The organism is Herbaspirillum sp. SJZ106, assembly GCF_006715495.1.
GTDB lineage: Bacteria > Pseudomonadota > Gammaproteobacteria > Burkholderiales > Burkholderiaceae_D > Herbaspirillum.
In genome coordinates this window covers 249,641-266,865 of record NZ_VFNI01000002.1, presented here as the reverse complement: position 1 = coordinate 266,865, position 17,225 = coordinate 249,641, and the positions used below count along the sequence as shown (strand labels likewise).

At 55.6% G+C, this 17,225-nt stretch carries 16 protein-coding genes; 12 read left to right on the top strand and 4 right to left on the bottom strand.

Annotated features, from left to right (window positions below; all coding sequences use genetic code 11):
* Positions 1-29 precede the first annotated feature (29 nt).
* Genes galE through rfbD form a run of 5 tightly spaced genes read left to right on the top strand, consistent with a single transcriptional unit; the run spans position 30 to position 4,553 of the window.
* On the top strand, positions 30-1,040 hold the full coding sequence (gene galE, locus FB598_RS06415; RefSeq protein WP_141913958.1) for a UDP-glucose 4-epimerase GalE: 1,011 nt from the start codon (positions 30-32) through the stop codon (positions 1,038-1,040).
* Positions 1,041-1,056: 16 nt separating this feature from the next.
* Positions 1,057-2,121 carry a dTDP-glucose 4,6-dehydratase gene (gene rfbB / locus FB598_RS06410; RefSeq protein ID WP_141913959.1) on the top strand — a complete coding sequence of 355 codons (1,065 nt, stop codon included), beginning with the start codon at positions 1,057-1,059 and terminating at the stop codon, positions 2,119-2,121.
* Between the two features lie 2 nt (positions 2,122-2,123).
* Positions 2,124-3,020 (top strand): glucose-1-phosphate thymidylyltransferase RfbA, encoded by an 897-nt coding sequence (gene rfbA / locus FB598_RS06405; RefSeq protein WP_141913960.1) that lies wholly within the window; start codon positions 2,124-2,126, stop codon positions 3,018-3,020.
* A gap of 26 nt (positions 3,021-3,046) precedes the next feature.
* Positions 3,047-3,592 (top strand): dTDP-4-dehydrorhamnose 3,5-epimerase, encoded by a 546-nt coding sequence (gene rfbC / locus FB598_RS06400; RefSeq protein WP_141913961.1) that lies wholly within the window; start codon positions 3,047-3,049, stop codon positions 3,590-3,592.
* 10 nt (positions 3,593-3,602) lie between these two features.
* On the top strand, positions 3,603-4,553 hold the full coding sequence (rfbD, locus tag FB598_RS06395; protein ID WP_141913962.1) for a dTDP-4-dehydrorhamnose reductase: 951 nt from the start codon (positions 3,603-3,605) through the stop codon (positions 4,551-4,553).
* An 83-nt stretch (positions 4,554-4,636) separates the two neighbouring features.
* On the opposite strand, the gene FB598_RS06390 is transcribed toward rfbD, so the two are convergent.
* The 4 genes from FB598_RS06390 to rfbF are packed head-to-tail and all read right to left on the bottom strand — an operon-like array spanning position 4,637 to position 8,971.
* Positions 4,637-6,385: a hypothetical protein gene (locus tag FB598_RS06390; protein ID WP_141913963.1), complete on the bottom strand. Its 1,749-nt coding sequence runs from the start codon at positions 6,383-6,385 to the stop codon at positions 4,637-4,639.
* Positions 6,386-6,412: 27 nt separating this feature from the next.
* Positions 6,413-7,636, bottom strand: a complete 1,224-nt coding sequence (locus FB598_RS06385) for a class I SAM-dependent methyltransferase (protein ID WP_141913964.1) — start codon at positions 7,634-7,636, stop codon at positions 6,413-6,415.
* Positions 7,633-8,190, bottom strand: a complete 558-nt coding sequence (locus tag FB598_RS06380; protein ID WP_141913965.1) for a dTDP-4-dehydrorhamnose 3,5-epimerase family protein — start codon at positions 8,188-8,190, stop codon at positions 7,633-7,635. Before FB598_RS06380 ends, FB598_RS06385 begins: the two co-directional genes overlap by 4 nt.
* 4 nt (positions 8,191-8,194) lie before the next feature.
* Positions 8,195-8,971, bottom strand: coding sequence for a glucose-1-phosphate cytidylyltransferase (gene rfbF, locus FB598_RS06375; RefSeq protein WP_141913966.1), 777 nt, complete (start codon positions 8,969-8,971; stop codon positions 8,195-8,197).
* Between the two features lie 308 nt (positions 8,972-9,279).
* Here rfbF and FB598_RS06370 point away from each other — a divergent pair, with 308 nt between their 5' ends.
* The 7 genes from FB598_RS06370 to FB598_RS06340 all read left to right on the top strand — a co-directional run bounded on the left by FB598_RS06370 (position 9,280) and on the right by FB598_RS06340 (position 17,187).
* The gene (locus FB598_RS06370) at positions 9,280-10,059 is read left to right on the top strand and encodes a TylF/MycF/NovP-related O-methyltransferase (protein ID WP_141913967.1); all 780 of its coding nucleotides are present in this window, start codon (positions 9,280-9,282) and stop codon (positions 10,057-10,059) included.
* Positions 10,059-11,441, top strand: a complete 1,383-nt coding sequence (locus FB598_RS06365; protein WP_141913968.1) for an FAD-binding oxidoreductase — start codon at positions 10,059-10,061, stop codon at positions 11,439-11,441. The genes FB598_RS06370 and FB598_RS06365 overlap by 1 nt, the downstream gene beginning before the upstream one ends.
* Positions 11,442-11,449: 8 nt before the next feature.
* Complete coding sequence (locus FB598_RS06360) at positions 11,450-12,163, top strand: WbqC family protein (protein WP_141913969.1); 714 nt, start codon at positions 11,450-11,452, stop codon at positions 12,161-12,163.
* On the top strand, positions 12,156-12,797 hold the full coding sequence (locus FB598_RS06355; RefSeq protein WP_141913970.1) for a class I SAM-dependent methyltransferase: 642 nt from the start codon (positions 12,156-12,158) through the stop codon (positions 12,795-12,797). The genes FB598_RS06360 and FB598_RS06355 overlap by 8 nt, the downstream gene beginning before the upstream one ends.
* Positions 12,798-13,799 carry a class I SAM-dependent methyltransferase gene (locus tag FB598_RS06350; RefSeq protein ID WP_141913971.1) on the top strand — a complete coding sequence of 334 codons (1,002 nt, stop codon included), beginning with the start codon at positions 12,798-12,800 and terminating at the stop codon, positions 13,797-13,799. It begins immediately after the preceding gene.
* A 22-nt stretch (positions 13,800-13,821) separates the two neighbouring features.
* Positions 13,822-14,982, top strand: coding sequence for a dTDP-4-amino-4,6-dideoxygalactose transaminase (rffA, locus tag FB598_RS06345; protein WP_141914219.1), 1,161 nt, complete (start codon positions 13,822-13,824; stop codon positions 14,980-14,982).
* Between the two features lie 276 nt (positions 14,983-15,258).
* Positions 15,259-17,187, top strand: coding sequence for a glycosyltransferase (locus FB598_RS06340; protein WP_255463850.1), 1,929 nt, complete (start codon positions 15,259-15,261; stop codon positions 17,185-17,187).
* The last annotated feature ends 38 nt before the right edge of the window (positions 17,188-17,225 follow it).

Genomic DNA, 17,225 nt, shown 5'->3' with positions numbered 1-17,225 from the left:
TGTTGCGGTTTTCAGAATCGGAAGCACCCATGAACATCCTCGTCACCGGCGGCGCCGGCTATATCGGCTCGCATACCTGCGTGGAACTGCTCAAGGCAGGCCACGAAGTCGTCGTCTTCGACAATTTCTGCAACAGCAGCCCGGAAGCGGTCGCCCGCGTCCAGAAAATCGCGGGCAAGTCCGTATCGCTGGTCAAAGGCGACGTCCGCAACCGCGAACAGCTGGAGAGCGTGCTGCGCGAATTCAAATGCGAGGCGGTGATCCACTTCGCCGGCCTGAAGGCCGTCGGCGAATCGGTCGAGCAACCGCTCATGTACTACGACAACAACGTCCTAGGCACCGTGCGCCTGCTGGAGGCCATGGAAGCCACGGGCGTCAAGACCATTGTCTTCAGTTCGTCGGCCACGGTCTACGCCCCTCCCCAATATCTGCCGCTGGACGAAGACCACCCGCTGGCGGCCAGCAGTCCCTACGGCCGCAGCAAGATGATGGTCGAAGACATCTTGCGCGACTGCTACCGCGCGCATCCCGACTGGAAGATCGCCCTGTTGCGCTACTTCAATCCGGTCGGCGCGCATGAAAGCGGCCTGATCGGCGAAGACCCCGACGGCATCCCCAACAACCTGATGCCGTTCGTGGCGCAAGTCGCCATCGGCCGCCGCGAGCGGCTCAACATCTGGGGCGGCGACTACCCGACGCCCGACGGCACCGGCGTACGCGATTTCATTCACGTGGTCGACCTGGCAACCGGACACCTGGCTGCGCTGCAAACACTGACCGAACCGCAATGCTTCGCCATCAACCTCGGCACCGGCACCGGCCACAGCGTGCTGGACGTGGTCAAGGCCTATGAGAAGGCCTGCGGCAAAACACTGCCCTACATCATCGCCGAGCGCCGCCCGGGCGACATTGCCGAATATTACGCCAACCCCGCCGCAGCAAAGCGCAAGCTGGGCTGGGAAGCCCAACGAGGCTTGGATGCCATATGCGCCGACTCATGGCGCTGGCAACAGATGAACCCCAACGGCTTCAAGCCGTAACCGAACCAAGAAAGATATGCTCTTCATTACAGGCGGCGCCGGCTTCATCGGCAGCAACTTCATCCTCGACTGGCTGGCGTCCGGTACGGCCGATCCCGTGCTCAACATCGACAAGCTGACCTACGCCGGCAATCCCTACAACCTGGCCACCATCGCCGGCGATGCCCGCTATCTTTTCTCGCAAACGGATATCTGCGACGAAACGGCCATCGCCGCACTGTTCGCGCAACACCGGCCCCGGGCGATCCTGCATTTCGCAGCGGAGAGCCACGTCGACCGCTCCATCGCCAGCCCGGACGAATTCATCCGCACCAACGTCAACGGTACTTTCAACCTATTGGAAGCGGCACGCCACTACTGGAACACGTTGCAGGGCGAGGAGCGCGAGGCCTTCCGCTTCCTGCACGTTTCCACCGATGAGGTCTACGGCACGCTGGGACCGCAAGACGCGCCATTCTCGGAAACCACGCCGTATGCCCCCAACAGCCCCTATTCGGCCTCCAAGGCGGCCTCCGACCATCTGGTGCGGGCTTACCACCACACCTACGGCCTGCCTACGCTGACCACCAACTGCTCCAACAATTACGGCCCCTACCACTTCCCGGAAAAGCTGATCCCGCTGGTGATCTCCAATGCGCTGGACGGCAAGCCGCTGCCGGTCTACGGCGACGGCATGCAAGTGCGCGACTGGCTGTACGTGCGCGACCACTGCGCAGCGATCCGGGAAGTGCTGGCGCGCGGCAAGCCGGGAGAAACCTACAACGTCGGCGGCTGGAACGAAAAAGCCAACCTGGACGTGGTGCACACCCTGTGCGACATCCTCGACCAGCTCAAACCCAAGGCCGACGGCAGCTATCGCGACCAGATCACCTTCGTCAAGGATCGTCCGGGGCACGACCGCCGCTACGCCATCGATGCCCGCAAGATCGAACGCGAACTGGGCTGGAAGCCGGCCGAGACCTTCGAAAGCGGCATCCGCAAGACAGTTCAATGGTACCTGGCCAACCCGCAATGGGTGGCCAATGTGCGTTCGGGCGGCTATCTGACATGGATGGAACAGCAATACGGCGTGAGGGGATAAAAATGGAACATACAGCGAACCGCCGCAAAGGCATCATTCTCGCCGGCGGCTCCGGCACGCGCCTGTATCCGGCCACCACGGTGGTTTCCAAGCAGCTCATGCCGATCTACGACAAGCCGATGGTGTACTACCCGCTGACCAGCCTGATGCTGGCCGGCATCCGCGACATCCTGGTGATCTCCACGCCGCAGGATACGCCGCGCTTCGCCGACCTGCTCAAGGACGGCAGCCAATGGGGCCTCAATATCCAGTACGCAGTGCAACCGTCGCCCGACGGATTGGCGCAAGCCTTCATCATCGGCAGCGATTTCATCGGCAACGATCCTTCCGCGCTGATCCTGGGCGACAACATCTTTTACGGGCGCGACCTGGAACCGCCAATGCGCGCCGCCAGCGAACGAGCCGACGGCGCAACCGTCTTCGCCTACCACGTGCAGGACCCGGAACGCTACGGCGTGGTCGAGTTCGACAAGCAGCGCAAAGCCATCGGCATCGAAGAAAAGCCGGTGCAGCCGAAATCCAATTTCGCAGTCACAGGCCTGTATTTCTACGACAGCCAGGTAAGCGGCATCGCCCGCTCGCTCAAACCCTCGGCGCGCGGCGAACTGGAAATCACCGACGTCAACAAGGCCTATCTGGAACTGGGCCAACTGCAGGTGGAACTAATAGGACGCGGCATCGCGTGGCTGGACACCGGCACTCACGAGTCGCTGCTCGATGCAGGCCAGTTCATCGCAACGATCGAAAAACGCCAGGGCCTGAAAGTAGCCTGCCCGGAAGAGATCGCCTATCGCCGCGGCTACATCGATGCGGCGCAACTGGAGAAATTGGCGGCGCCTTTGAAAAAGAATGCCTACGGCCAGTACCTGATGCACTTGCTGACCGATATGAGCTACTGAAAACCAGCATCCGGAACCCCATCAATATGCAGGTCAAACTCCCCCCCCTCTCCGGCGTGCTCCTCATCGAACCGCGCGTGTTCGGCGACAGCCGCGGCTTTTTCTATGAAAGCTTCAATGCCCGGCGCTTCCTGGAAGAAACCGGCATCGATGCGCCATTCGTCCAGGACAACCATTCCAAGTCGGCCCGCAACGTGCTGCGTGGCCTGCACTACCAGATCCGCCATGCGCAAGGAAAACTGGTGCGCGTCATCCGCGGCGCCGTGCTGGACGTGATACTCGACATCCGCCGCAATTCGCCGACCTTCGGCCAATGGTTCAGCACAGTGTTAAGCGAAGAAAACAAATTGCAGCTCTGGATTCCGCCCGGATTCGCGCATGGCTTTTCGGTGCTGGAAGACGATACCGAATTCCTCTACAAGACCACCGATTACTGGATGCCCGAACATGAGCGCTGCATCCTCTGGAACGATCCCGCCATCGGCATCGACTGGCAATTGCGGGATGCGCCCATCATGTCCGACAAAGACAAGCTGGGCGTCTTGCTGAATGCGGCCGAGGTATTTGAATGAAAGCCAATGCATGAACGCCATGCGTATCCTGTTGACCGGCGCCAGCGGCCAGGTGGGCGGCGAATTCCTGCGCCGCCTGCGCGCCATGCCAAACCGCATCGAGGTGATCGCGCCGCATCGCGCGCAGCTGGACATGGCCGATCCGCAAGCCATACGCCAGGCCGTCCAGGCCGCCAAACCCGACCTGATCATCAACCCGGCCGCCTACACCGCCGTGGTCAAGGCCGAATCGGACAGCGCGCTGACGCGCGCCATCAATGCCGAAGCACCGGGCGTGCTGGCCGAAGAAGCGAAGAAGATCGGCGCCGCGGTGCTGCATTTTTCCACCGACTACGTCTTCGACGGCAGCCATGCCGGCGCTTACACCGAAGACATGCCGACCTGCCCCATCAACGTCTACGGCGCCACCAAGCGCGACGGCGAACTGGCCATCGCCGCGACCGGGGCGGCACATTGGATCCTGCGCACCAGTTGGGTGTACAACCTGCATGGCGGCAATTTCATGAAGACGGCGATCCGGCTGGCGCAGCAAAAAGAGGCTTACACCATCGTCGGCGACCAGTTCGGCGCGCCGACCTGGGCCTCGACCATCGCCGCGGTGTGCTGCCGCATGCTGGCCGGCGAACACGGTGGCCGCGAACGGGTGCACGCCACCAGCGGCACTTACCATCTGACCGCGGCCGGCGCCACCTCCTGGCACGGCTATGCCTCGCTGGTGGCCCGGGAACTGATGGCGCGCGGCATCCCGGTCAAGCTCAAGGGCCTGGAACAGATCACGCCGGTGCCGACCTCCACCTATCCCACGCCGCCGCAGCGCCCGCTCAACTCGCGCCTGGACTGTGGCAAGCTGGAACGTACCTTCGGCATCACGCTGCCGACCTGGGATGAAGATGCGCTGGCCTGCCTGCAGCAGATCATCGCGCACTACGGGCTGGACCAGGGCAAGCTGCTGCCCGACTGAACTGCGAACCGCACGCGCCAAAAACGACAGCGCCGCCGCACTCGTTGAAAGTGCGGCGGCGCTGTCGTTTCCGGAAAACATCGTCAGTGGCTGGGCACGTATTGCTTCTGGTCACCCTTGGTGATCAGGTTGAGCTGGCCGAAGAAGCGCTGGTAAGCCGGCTCGCCATAACGCGCGCGCAATTCCCGCAACAACAGGTAACTGCCCAGGCGCTCGGCGCAGAACGCCCAGGCGCGGGCCTGGTAGCCCTCGCGGCGGGTGTCGTAGCGCTGCACGCAATACCAGGTCACAGCCTCGATCTGGCCGATGGCCTGCAGCCAGAACTGGGCCGGGAACACGCCCAGTTCGACACCGCCCATGAAGAACACCTTTTCATTGAAGAATGCCTCGGCTTCGGCCTTGCCGAACACCCCCAGCTCGGTTGCCGCCGCCGCGTAGCGCAACAGGTCCTCGGCATGGTGCGCATGCGCATAGTGGGTCAGGTAGCCGGCGCCCTGGCCGCCATAGCTGAAGCCGCAGGTGCGGCCGACCACGAAGTCCTGGGAACCCGGCTCCAGCATCTGCTCCAGGCTCTGGCTGGCAAATTCCCGGTCGGACACCACGTCCATCATCCAGTTGTCGTCGGCCGGCACGCCGCTGATGCGCTCGCGCGAGACAAACTTGCGATACATGCACACGCCCACGCGCTGCGCCTTGGGATATTCGCGCAAGATCAGGTTGCGCAGCGCGAAATTGCCCAGCATGCCGCCCACGATGGGGTGATAAGGTACCCATTCCGGCGCCAGGTCGCGCAGGTTGAGCGCGCCGTCATGCTGCGATTCGCCCAGGTAGATCGGCAAGACATGATCGGGAAACTTCACCGGCAGCGGCACGTGGGTCATGCAACCGAACACCAGTTCGCCGCGCGCGGCCTGTGCGGCGGCATCGGTAGCTGCGACAGGCGAAATGCCGCCCAGCCTGAGCCCGGATGACGAAATCGCCGCAGCAGCGGAAGAAATACTGAGCGGGCGCTGCTCGGCCGCCACCGCCGACGGCGGGCGAACCGGCGCCGCGTCCATTTCACGCAGCAGGCGCGCTGCCAGCGCATCGAAACGGGAACGCACGAGAGGATCGTTGTATTGCGCATAAGCGGCGCGCAGCGCCTCGAGCGCCGCCAGGTCCTGCGACGCCAGTTGCTGCGCCCCGGGCATCCGCGCAGGCGGGCAGTGCCATATTGTCAATTGCTGATCCAACGCCAGCACCAGCGAGGCCAGCCGCTCCCCCAGCAAGCGCTTGGCGCTGGTCGTCCGGCTCGCCGGCGCTACCGAATTGAGCTGGTCGGCGAGCGGCCCGGGCTCCTGGTCCGCAAGTTGATGCAGCCGTTCGGCCAAATCGAACCAAGTCCGCCAAAACACCGGCTTGGCCAACACGAAGCCATTGAGCACATTACTTTGCCAGGGCGGCACGAAATGCTCGGGATCGAGCGCCAACCCCACGTTCTCCAGGAAGGCGCGCGTCGTGCCGGCCAACCCCGGCAACTGGCGCTCACCCTGCAGGAGCAGGTTCAAATTCCCGGCCGCATCGACCGTGTGCGGAGAAAAGGTATAAGCGTCGCACCCCGGCGCGGCCTGCGCCAATTCAATCAAGTGCGCGGCGTTCAAACCGGTCTGCGCGATGAAGTCGCGCGGCACGAAGGCGTACCAATGCTCCTCATCCACCGCTTGCGCATGGAAAAAGCCGCGAATCGCAGCGAAGTCGCCCCAGGTATCGGAGGCGGGATTGGCCAGCGGCGTGAAACCGGCATCGCCGGCGTCGCCGCCATCGGGGCAAATCTGGAAAAGATGGATGTTCATGAATGCCTTATTGTGTCGCCGCGCGCCTCACCAGACCTGCAACTGCGGCACGGCGATGGCAAAATGGCCGCCCCAGCCGCGGATCTCGGCCAGTTGCCGGGCCACCTCGTCCTTGATGTTCCATGGCAGGATCAGCACCACGTCGGGTTTGTCCTGCAGCAGGCGCGCCGGCGAAACGATGGGGATATGGCTGCCCGGCATGTACTTGCCCTGCTTGGAAGGCGCGGCATCGGCCACCAGCGGCAACAGGTCGGGATGGACACCGGAATAATTGAGCAGCGTGTTGCCCTTGGCCGCGGCGCCGTAGGCCAACACCTTCTTGCCGGCGCGCTTTTGCGCCAGCAGGAATTCCAGCAAGCCGGCCTTGATTTCTTCGGCCTTGCGCTGGAAGCCGTCGTAGGCCTCGATGCTTTCCAGGCCGAAAGCGCGTTCGCGCGCCAGCATGGCGGTCACCGCCGGCGTCGTGGCCAGCGCCGCATCCAGATGGCAGGCATAGATGCGCAGGCTGCCGCCGTGCGTGGGCAGCTCCTCGACGTCGTATACGCGCAGCCCTTGCGCGCGCATCACGCGCTCCACCGCCACCAGCGACAGGTAAGAGAAATGCTCGTGGTAGATGGTGTCGAACTGCGATTGCCCGATCAGGTTCAGCAGATGCGGACACTCCACCGTCACGGTGCCCTGCGGGGCCAGCAGCGCCGCCATGCCGCCGACAAAATCATTGATGTCGGGCACATGAGCCAACACGTTGTTGGCGGCGATCAGGTCGGCTGCGCCATGGCTCCGGCGCAAACGCTGCCCCAGTGCAACGCCGAAGAATTCCTCGACAATGGGAATGCCCTTCTCGCGCGCGGCGTCGGCGGTACTCCTGGTCGGCTCCACGCCCAGGCAGGGAATCCCTTTTTGCTGCACGTACTGCAACAGGTAACCATCGTTAGCGGCCAGCTCCACCACCAGCGACTTCGCACCGAGGTTCAACCGCGCGGCGATCATGTCGACGTAGTCGGAAGCATGCTTGAGCCAGGTGCTGGAGGTTGACGAGAAATACGCGTAGTCGGTAGCGAACAACTGGTCGTAATGCGTGTAATCCTCGGTCTGCACCAGCCAGCACTGGCGGCACACCATCACCTTCAGCGGGTAATGGGTCTCGGGCCGCTGCAAGTCCTCCGCCTTCAGGTAGGCGTTGGACGGCGGCGAGAAGCCCAGATCGATGAAGGTGTCATGCAATTCAGTCTGGCAATGGCGGCATTTCATAGAGAGATTCCATCGAAATCGGAAGCCAGCAACGGATGCTGGAGGTCGCGCGGCGACAAATTCTTCGGCGGCAGCGGCCAGGCGATCGCGGCGCGCGGATCATCGTGGCGCACGCCGCCTTCGGCAGCCTGCGCATAGGCCGCAGTATGCAGGTAAAGCAGGGAAGCGTCAGCCGAGAGCGCCTGGAAACCATGCGCGCAGCCCTCGGGAATCAGGATGGCGCGGTCGTCGCCGGCGGCCAGTTCAACCGCGCGCCATTGCAGGAAAGTCGGCGAACCGCGCCGCAGATCCAGCACCACGTCGAACACGCGGCCGGCGATGCAGCGGATGAGTTTTTTTTCGGCATGCGGCGCATATTGGAAATGCATGCCGCGCACGCTGCCAGGCTCGGCCGTAACCGAATTGTTGATTTGCACGATGCGGCTGCCCCCCAGCACGGACGCCAGCTCATCCTCGCAGAACCAGCGCGCGAAACCGCCGCGCGCATCGCCGCGGCGCACGCTGGATACGACCACGGCGCCGGCGATGCCGGTTTCCTCGATCCGCAGGTTCACGACGTCAATCCCAGGTCTTCCAGCGCGCCTGGTCCTGGTCCCACATCTGGTTCAACTGGATCTTGTCGCGCAGCGTATCCATGCATTTCCAGAAACCGTGGTGCGGCCAGTTCAGCAGCTTGCCGTCAGCGGCGATCTGCTCCAGCGGCGCGCGCTCGAAGATGGTGCTCTCGCCGTCCTTCAAATAATCGAACACGCCCTGGCGGCACACCATGAAGCCGCCGTTGATCCAGCCCAGGTCGCCCGGCGGCTTCTCGCGGAAGTCGCGAATCAGGCCGGCCTCGTCGGTCTGCACCATGCCGAAACGCGCCTCGGGCTGCACCGTGGTCATGGTCACCAGCGACTGGTGGCTGCGGTGATGCCGCACCAGCGCGCCCACGTCCACGTCGGAGACGCCATCGCCGTAAGTGAGCATGAAATCGTCGCCCTTGAGGTAATCGCGCGCAGCCAGCAGGCGCCCGCCGGTCTGGGTATGCAGGCCGGTTTCCACCAGCGTGACCTTCCACGGCTCGGACTTGTTGCGATGCACCTCGACGCGGTTGTCGGCCAGGTCGATAGTGACATCGCCCTGGTGCAGGAAGTAATTGGCGAAGAACTCCTTGATCATGTAGCCCTTGTAGCCGAGCAGGATCACGAATTCGTTGAAGCCGTGCTGCGAATAGCCCTTCATGATGTGCCACAGGATCGGTTTGCCGCCGATTTCGACCATCGGTTTCGGCCGCACATCGGTTTCTTCCCCGAGCCGCGTGCCCAGGCCACCTGCGAGAATGACGACTTTCAACAGTACCCTCCACCTGAATTTTCTTGCCAACTCTGCATAAAACCTCCGCTAAACACATTTCTATCAGTGATAAGAATCCTACCTATTTTATTGTCGTAACAAGTACCAAGCTAACCTGCTTATCATGCGTAAATCTTCTTTTTATAAGTTAGCTTAGGCGCGTCGCCCCCCTCCCAAACTGACAAAAAACATGGCGAAAGTGAATATAACCCCCAATAGGATCGTTTTTCCTGCATTTCTACCTGTTGCACTGACCGTATAGTTCAATACATCCTGCAATCGAACCGCTTCCCCTTTTGGAGTCAAACATGCATGAGTCATCGATCATTACCAATGCCGATCAAGATCAAGTAAAAGCCCGACGAGAGCTGTTTTCCATGATGGCGGCATATCCGGCGACTGAAGAGGAAACGGAAAGATCACTTGGACTATTCATCAGAGGTTCATTGCTCGCCCGCATTTTAGCGACGTTCGAAGTGTATCAACGAATTGTAAAGCTACCCGGAGCTATTGTTGATATGGGGACATGGCGCGGTCAAACTGCCGTACTTTGTGAAAATTTCCGGGCAATTCTGGAGCCGCTCAATTTTCAACGTCGAATCCATGCCTTCGATACCTTCACGGGTTACGCAGGCTTCAACGAAAAAGATCCCCGTGATGCCAAACTGTATTCAGATGGCACCTATTCGCTCTCCTCTGAGTACGCAAATCTACTAAAGACCCTGCTTCAATTACATGAACGCAACAATGCCATGGGACATGTCAATGGGAAACACCGTGTTTGGGAAGGAGATTGCCGCCAGACTTTCGATACTTTCAGAAAAGAATTCCCCGGCGAAATGATCTCATTGGCATGGTTCGATCTAAACGTGCTCGAACCAACCCGCGACTCTTTCAAAGACGTAATACGCCAGTTAGTCCCAGGAGGGATTGTTGCATTTTGGCAATTAACTCGTGGGGGACAAGTCCCGACAGAAGGCATGCATTATTTAAATGACATTCTCGGCGAGTACAAGCACACCATACATAAGGCTGAAGCTTACCCCTCGCTTTGCTATCTTACTTTTCCAGAAGGCGGCGGATTCTAATGAAAATCGCAATCATCGGAAATGGCATCCTCGGAATGATGAGTGCCCGTGCATGGCTGTATGCAAATCCGAATGCCGAAATATCGCTTATTGGCCCATCCGATCGTCCAGGCTCTGCAACGCGGGCCGCTGCCGCGATGCTCAATTCCTTCACTGAATTAGAGGGCGACTCTTTAAAAACTGACCTGGATCGCTTCAAATTCGACCTTAGTCGAGCTGCGACCGCTGTGTGGCCAGAAGTCTTCCAGGAAATTTGCCACGGCTCGGAAATAACATACGGTTTCGGAACGTACGTACTCAATAATGCTGCAACAGACGATCTGGATGATGAAAATTTCGCTGCTGTCGAGCGGTTCTGCCAAGAATATGACGAGCCCCATGAGATAGTCGCCCCTCGCGACATTCCCAATTATCATCCGGACTCAAGGCATCGAGCCCTAAAAGCGATTTACCTAAAGAGGGAGGGCTGGGTTAATCCCAAACAATTCCTCGACAAACTGACCGACACAGTACGCAGTAACCCCAATGCACGATTAATCGATGCCCAAGCTGTAACACTGGTTTCGAAGAATGGAGCCCTTTCACATATAACCCTGGATAACGGCGAAACAATAGAGGCCGATCAATTCATTCTATGTAATGGGGCAAGCCTCACGAAATTGCTGGAATCTCTTAAAGAGCAGTTACCGGTGCAAAGGCTATTCTATGGCGTCGGCATGTCCATTGAATTGCAGAGCAAAGACAACGTCCATACACATTGTGTCCGAACCACGAATAGAGGTTTGGCATGCGGCGTATATTCTGTTCCCTACGGCAAAGATCGCACTTTAGTAGGCGCAAGTAACTATATTAGTCCATGGCCGTTAAATCATGGACATGCCGGAAGCGCCTATACCCTGCTCAAATCAGCCATGGATCAAATCAATAGCCATTTCTCCCGTGCCAGCCTGGTGAATGTAAATGTTGGTTGGCGGCCAACTACATCAGATACATACCCGCTTTTCGGGCGCACTTCATTGAACAATCTCTGGATACTGGGGGGTACCAAACGAGATGGCTTCCATCTGTCGCCCATCATCTGCCGAGATTTAGTATCAGCGATGTCTGGCCAAGACATCGATCCACGTTACTCACAATTGGCGCCCGAGCGAAAATTAATTCGTAATATATCGCGTGAAGCCGCCATAGCGAAGGCCGTTCGACATCAGATCAATGCATCTTATCAACATGATTTCGTTCCAGCCCGAAATAGAATGGTGGAGCAGTTGAAACAGTCAATCCAGTTTGACCTTGAGACACTACATGACAAACTTGGCGCTACCGACTGGGGCATTCCACCGGAACTCGTCGATATGTACCGTTACGGCCACATTCCTGCCTGAAAGTAGGTATGAAGCGAGTAGCAATCGTCCAGTCGAACTACATTCCCTGGAAAGGTTATTTTGACTTAATCTCATCGGTTGACGAATTCGTCTTGTATGACGATATGCAATATACCCGACGCGATTGGCGAAATCGAAATCAAATCAAGACACCACAAGGCGTACAGTGGTTAACCGTCCCCGTCAAAGTCAAAGGAAAATATCTCCAGACAATTCGTGAAACCGAAATCGATGGAAACGAATGGGCGGCTATGCACTGGAAAAGTTTGCAGCAGAACTATTCACGCGCGCCTTTTTTCTCTTATTACGCAAACCAACTTGAACAACTCTACCTCCAGCGCCCTTTTGTTTTTCTTAGCGATCTGAACCGCACACTCCTGGAGTGGGTTAATACACAGTTAGGAATTAAAACAACGATTTCCTCTTCGTCAGATTACCAACTGCAAGGAGATCGTTCCGAAAAACTATTGAACATCTGCCTGCAAGCAGGTGCACTGAGATATCTATCCGGGCCGGCCGCTCAAGAATATCTGGACGAAAATATTTTCAGGGAAGCTGGCGTGGCAGTCGATTGGTTCAGCTATCCAAGCTATCCCACCTACCCTCAACTTTGGGGAGAATTTACGCATGGCGTAACAATCCTCGATCTGCTTTTCAATTGCGGCCCTCAATCCGTACATCATGCATTGCCAAGCCGCGGAAAGAAGGATTTCAATGGATGACTCTTTACTGTCGGGAATACACCTCGACGTGGCACATTATTACAATTCCAAATTGACCGAATATGGGGCGACCGCTCGCGGCGTTGACTGGAATAGCGAAACCAGTCAATTTCAACGGTTCGAGGAACTCTCGAAAATCCTACCCAGATCAGAAAATTTCTCTCTCAATGACTTTGGGTGCGGTTATGGAGCATTTCTAGAATATGCAAAAAATCGTTTACCGATGCAGCTTTATATGGGAAACGATATTTCGGCGGAAATGATTCACACAGCGCAGACACGTTATGGTCACCTTGAGCATACGCATTTTTCCCAATCTGCTCATCCCGCTTCACAAGCCGATTTCACCATTGCGAGCGGAATATTCAATTTAAGACAAGGCCGTGATGACACATCATGGCTTCAGTACATTCTCTCGACTTTGGATATCCTGAACGCGTATTCCAAAAAAGGCTTTTCATTCAATTGCCTGACCAGCTATTCCGATTCCGAACGCATGCGTCCCGACCTACTCTATTACGCCGATCCATGTTTTTTGTTTGATTACTGCAAACGTAACTATTCACGCCAGATTGCACTTCTTCATGATTATGGACTTTACGAATTCACAATTCTTGTCAGAAAGGATGCGTAAATGTCCGTACTTACCGTCTCCCCTAGCGACTTCGACGTTGCCACGCAACCCGGGATGCGTGATCAACTAGCGGAAATCTATAAAGAATTTCGCACCAAACAAACCCATAGCCAGCATGTTTTACACGACTCCGAAGTCACCTACCGCCTGAATTGCCCATCCTGTCTCGCCAATACTGAAAATGCAACCGTACTCTTTGAGAAAAACGGCGTGCCGCATGTTCAATGCCATACTTGTGGCTTGGTTTATACATCGATGACATTAACAGACGCTGCCGATGCCGCACAGTACGACGATACGGAATTCATGCGCGCCTATGTAAGACTCAAACGTCACTCTCTGTTTACACGACTTGAAGTTACCAAAGCCAGATTTCTCTTGCAGCAAGCGATACGCCATCACCACAATCTCAAAACCGTTCTGGATGTCGGCGCAAGTACGGGGGCAGTACTCGCAGCCGCCAATTACGAAAAAATTGAGGCTTATGGCATAGAACCCGACAGTGCCATGGCCGAGCCGCTCAACGAACAATTTCCAGGACGCGTAATTAACGGATACTTTCCTACCGATATAGCTCCACTGTGGCCCCCCTTCGATCTCATCACCCTATTGGATGTGCTTGAGCACATGATTACTCCTGTAAGTTTTGCCCGCTCCTTGAAGAACAACCTGGCACCGAATGGTTTAGTACTGATTCAGGTCCCGAATTACAACAGCTTGTTGGTACGTCTTGAAGGCAGCCGAAACTCCAATTACTGCGTTGGGCATTGGCAGCATTTCACAGACACCACGTTAACTGACGTCATGGGCAGGGCCGGATATCGTTGCCTTGAAACTGGCACATGCATCACCGAATTCGACCGTATCATGGCTTTTCGTGACGAAGAAAAATCCAGAACCATTCAAGATCTGTTGGGCACGACTGCAGAAATTAAAACACCTGAAGATTTGTATCGCTACAAACTAGGCTACAAATTGTATGGATTATTTGCACCAACCTAGAGCACTCATTGCAGGGATAGGCATGTTAGAAAAGTCCAACTTGGAAACAATTCCTTTCGGTCGCCCCTTCATTGTCGGCAAGGAGCTTTATTACATAGCTCAAGCCGTCGCACAAGGTAGCTTAGCCGGAGACCAGCGATTCACTAAGCTTTGCCATGCATGGCTGGAACATAATCTTGGTGTGCAACGTGCCTTATTGACTCATTCTTGCACAGCTGCACTGGAGATGGCTGCCATTTTGACTGAGGTAGGCCCCGGCGATGAAGTGATCATGCCTTCATATACTTTCGTCTCGACAGCCAATGCCTTTGTTACCCGCGGCGCAACTCCGGTATTCGTAGACATCCGGCAAGACACTCTCAATATCGATGAAAATCTTGTAGCTCAAGCCATTACCGATCGAACCAAAGCCATTGTTCCGGTTCACTACGCGGGGGTACCATGTGAAATGGACGCACTGGCTCTGCTGGCCAAGGAACATGGAGTATGGCTGATTGAAGACGCTGCGCAAGCATTCCAATCTACCTATAAAGGAAAAATGCTCGGCAGTCTTGGAGACCTGGGTTGCCTCAGTTTTCATGAAACAAAAAATGTTATCTCCGGAGAAGGCGGAGCCCTCCTCATCAACAATCTGGAATTAGCTGAACGCGCCGAAATCATTCGCGAAAAGGGAACCAATCGCTCTCAATTTTTCAGGCAAATGGTTGATAAATACACTTGGGTTGACATTGGCTCATCGTATCTTCCGGGCGAGCTTATTTCTGCATTCCTCTATGCCCAACTGGAACATGCCGACGCCATTACCAATGAGCGCTTGAACGCCGTAAGACGCTATCATGACATGCTGCTTCCATTGTCCGATACCGAAAAAATTGTGCTGCCCAAGACCAAATTGCATGAAACCGGCAATGGCCACATGTTTTATTTCCTGGCTAAAAATCTTGAAGATCGAACCAATCTGTTGCAGTTTCTACGTGAGCATGGCTGTAGTGCGGTATTCCATTATGTCCCACTACATAGCTCCCCGGGAGGCAAACGTTTCGGCAAACAGCAATCCGCTATGCATGTAACGGATGACATCAGTGACCGCTTAGTGCGTCTCCCTCTGTACTATGGAATTTCAGAGGCAGAGCAACGCAAAGTTTGTGACTTGCTTTTCTCTTATTACAAGCAAAAAGAATAATCGATTAGATCTGATGAACAACTCATCATCTGCTCTCTACTTTAGATTTCCGTACCTAATAACTAGACATCTAGAATGAAGAATCCTCAAATCTTCGCTCCGCTAAATCAGCCGTACTACGTTTATAGCCCACCTTTCCACCAAACTTCTGGAGGAGCGAGGGCCTTACACTACCTCTGTCACGCGCTGAATCTGATCGGGGAAGAGGCTTATGCGTTAAACCCTAATGTCAACCCTCAACTTCGCACGCCTATCCTAACGCAGGACATCATACGAATGCATCAGGAAGCCGGGCGCAGTCCTATTGCAATTTACCCAGAAGTTGTCAGCGACAACCCGCTCAACGCACGTAACGTTGTCCGCTATCTGCTTGCTGAACCAGCTATCTACACAGGACGACCAATCAATCTTCAGCCTCGGGATCTGGTCTATACATTTGGCCCCACGCTTGTCCCCAAGGGATGGGTTGCCGATATGTTGCGCATCCCTCTTGTCGACACGCGGCTATTCAACAGCATTGGCGTCGATGATACAAAACGTAAAGGAACGGCTGTTTTCATCCATAGGCATCTAAATAAAGGAGGGGAACTACACCCCATCGCTGCAGATTCGATAGAAATTTCATATCGAGTACCCGAGCGTTCCGCAGCACAACTGGCCGAAATCTTTAGATCTGTCGAATGTTTGTATATGTATGAGCACTCAACAGTGTGCTTTGAAGCCCTTTTGTGCGGGTGCCCGGTTGTCTACATCATGAATGCAACCTCTCTCCCAGAAAGCTTTCCATGGCTCATGAAAGGCAAGGGCATTTCTTGGGGCCTCAATCCTGAAGATATTGCGCAAGCAAAACAAACTGTACATGAAGCCAGTGATGTTTATCAGGAAGAAGAAGATGCATTTTGGAACGATCTTCGCAGCCTCGTCGAAAAAACACAAAAGTCGGCAGTAGGCCTGAATGGTGAACCTATACATAAAACACATTCACCGGTTGCGGTGAACTCAACCATCACAGCAACAACTTTACCTCCTGTTGGCGGGGTCTTCGCGAAACGGAAAAAACGGCTGTTAGTGTTCAGTGTGGAATCGACCTGGAGCCCCTGCCCGCAGATCCGGTTAATTCGTCCTTTTGCGAAAATGTCCGACGAATGGGAAATAGAATGGGGCATCAAAAACAGCCAGCTTGATACCGCTGCCGCCGCACGTGCCGATGTTATCTTATTACATCGTTTTACCCCCGGCTTACTGCCAATCTCGGCACTGGATGTGATATTCAAGTTAGGCAAACCAGTCATCTACGAATCCGATGATCTACTTAATGAGATTCCCACAGACCATCCCGAAGCCGCTGCCGGCGCCAGCTGGAAAGAAGGTATCGAATACTCTGTGAAACGGGCGCAAGCCGTAGTGGTATCCACCCATTTCTTGGCCGAAAAGTATCGTCAGCTCAACGCTAATGTTCACGTCCTCCAGAATTATCTGGATTACGACATTTTTCATCGAGACGTGCCGCGCAAGCAAAAAGGAGAGGCCATCACTATTGGCCTGCTCGGCTCATCTATTCAGCCATCGAATTTTGCACTCGTACATCAGGCCTTGCGCACAATATGTGAACGTTATAGGGATAAAGTACGCATCGACTTCGTTGGTTGGCATTGTCCCCAAGGCTGGGAACAGCATCCCAATGCTCGCTTCACATCCTTCATTCATGAATACGAGAAATATGCAGTACAACTTAAGCATATGGAATGGGATATTGCCCTGATTCCTTTGGCTCAGGACGAATACAATCAATGCAAAAGCTTTGTCAAATGGCTGGATTACTCTGCCGCTGGCATCGCATCTATTTTTAGTGACGTATCAGTCTATAACGCCGTTGTTACGAATGAGAGCACCGGTTTGCTCATGCCAAACTCCAGTCAAGCCTGGCTGGATGCTATCGTTTCACTGATTGAATCTCCTGAATTGCGGAGTAAATTGGCAATACAGGCTCAGCAAGAGGTCAAAAACCGTTTCGGCTTAAAACAACATGTACATTTGTACAACGAGGTCTACTCAAGCTTCATCCATGGCGCGCCTAAACCAACCGTCCAACGCTCTGCGTCAGAAATAAACATGTCCACTCCCCAAGCTATCCCACGACGAATCGCTGGCATTAATGCTGGAGTAACTGCCAGCGCCCGTAACATTCTAAAAAAGACAAATTAACAGTTCTAGGATGAACTAGAGCCAATACAAAATTTCTT

Excerpts from the sequence above, each read along its gene's own strand:
- rfbD (WP_141913962.1), top strand. The coding sequence starts at position 3,603 with ATGAACGCCATGCGTATCCTGTTGACCGGCGCCAGCGGCCAGGTGGGC.
- rffA (WP_141914219.1), top strand. The coding sequence starts at position 13,822 with ATGTTAGAAAAGTCCAACTTGGAAACAATTCCTTTCGGTCGCCCCTTC.
- FB598_RS06385 (WP_141913964.1), bottom strand. The coding sequence starts at position 7,636 with ATGAAATGCCGCCATTGCCAGACTGAATTGCATGACACCTTCATCGAT.
- rfbB (WP_141913959.1), top strand. The coding sequence starts at position 1,057 with ATGCTCTTCATTACAGGCGGCGCCGGCTTCATCGGCAGCAACTTCATC.
- FB598_RS06365 (WP_141913968.1), top strand. The coding sequence starts at position 10,059 with ATGAAAATCGCAATCATCGGAAATGGCATCCTCGGAATGATGAGTGCC.
- FB598_RS06350 (WP_141913971.1), top strand. The coding sequence starts at position 12,798 with ATGTCCGTACTTACCGTCTCCCCTAGCGACTTCGACGTTGCCACGCAA.
- rfbA (WP_141913960.1), top strand. The coding sequence starts at position 2,124 with ATGGAACATACAGCGAACCGCCGCAAAGGCATCATTCTCGCCGGCGGC.
- FB598_RS06355 (WP_141913970.1), top strand. The coding sequence starts at position 12,156 with ATGGATGACTCTTTACTGTCGGGAATACACCTCGACGTGGCACATTAT.
- FB598_RS06370 (WP_141913967.1), top strand. The coding sequence starts at position 9,280 with ATGCATGAGTCATCGATCATTACCAATGCCGATCAAGATCAAGTAAAA.
- FB598_RS06360 (WP_141913969.1), top strand. The coding sequence starts at position 11,450 with ATGAAGCGAGTAGCAATCGTCCAGTCGAACTACATTCCCTGGAAAGGT.
- galE (WP_141913958.1), top strand. The coding sequence starts at position 30 with ATGAACATCCTCGTCACCGGCGGCGCCGGCTATATCGGCTCGCATACC.
- FB598_RS06340 (WP_255463850.1), top strand. The coding sequence starts at position 15,259 with ATGCATCAGGAAGCCGGGCGCAGTCCTATTGCAATTTACCCAGAAGTT.
- FB598_RS06390 (WP_141913963.1), bottom strand. The coding sequence starts at position 6,385 with ATGAACATCCATCTTTTCCAGATTTGCCCCGATGGCGGCGACGCCGGC.
- rfbC (WP_141913961.1), top strand. The coding sequence starts at position 3,047 with ATGCAGGTCAAACTCCCCCCCCTCTCCGGCGTGCTCCTCATCGAACCG.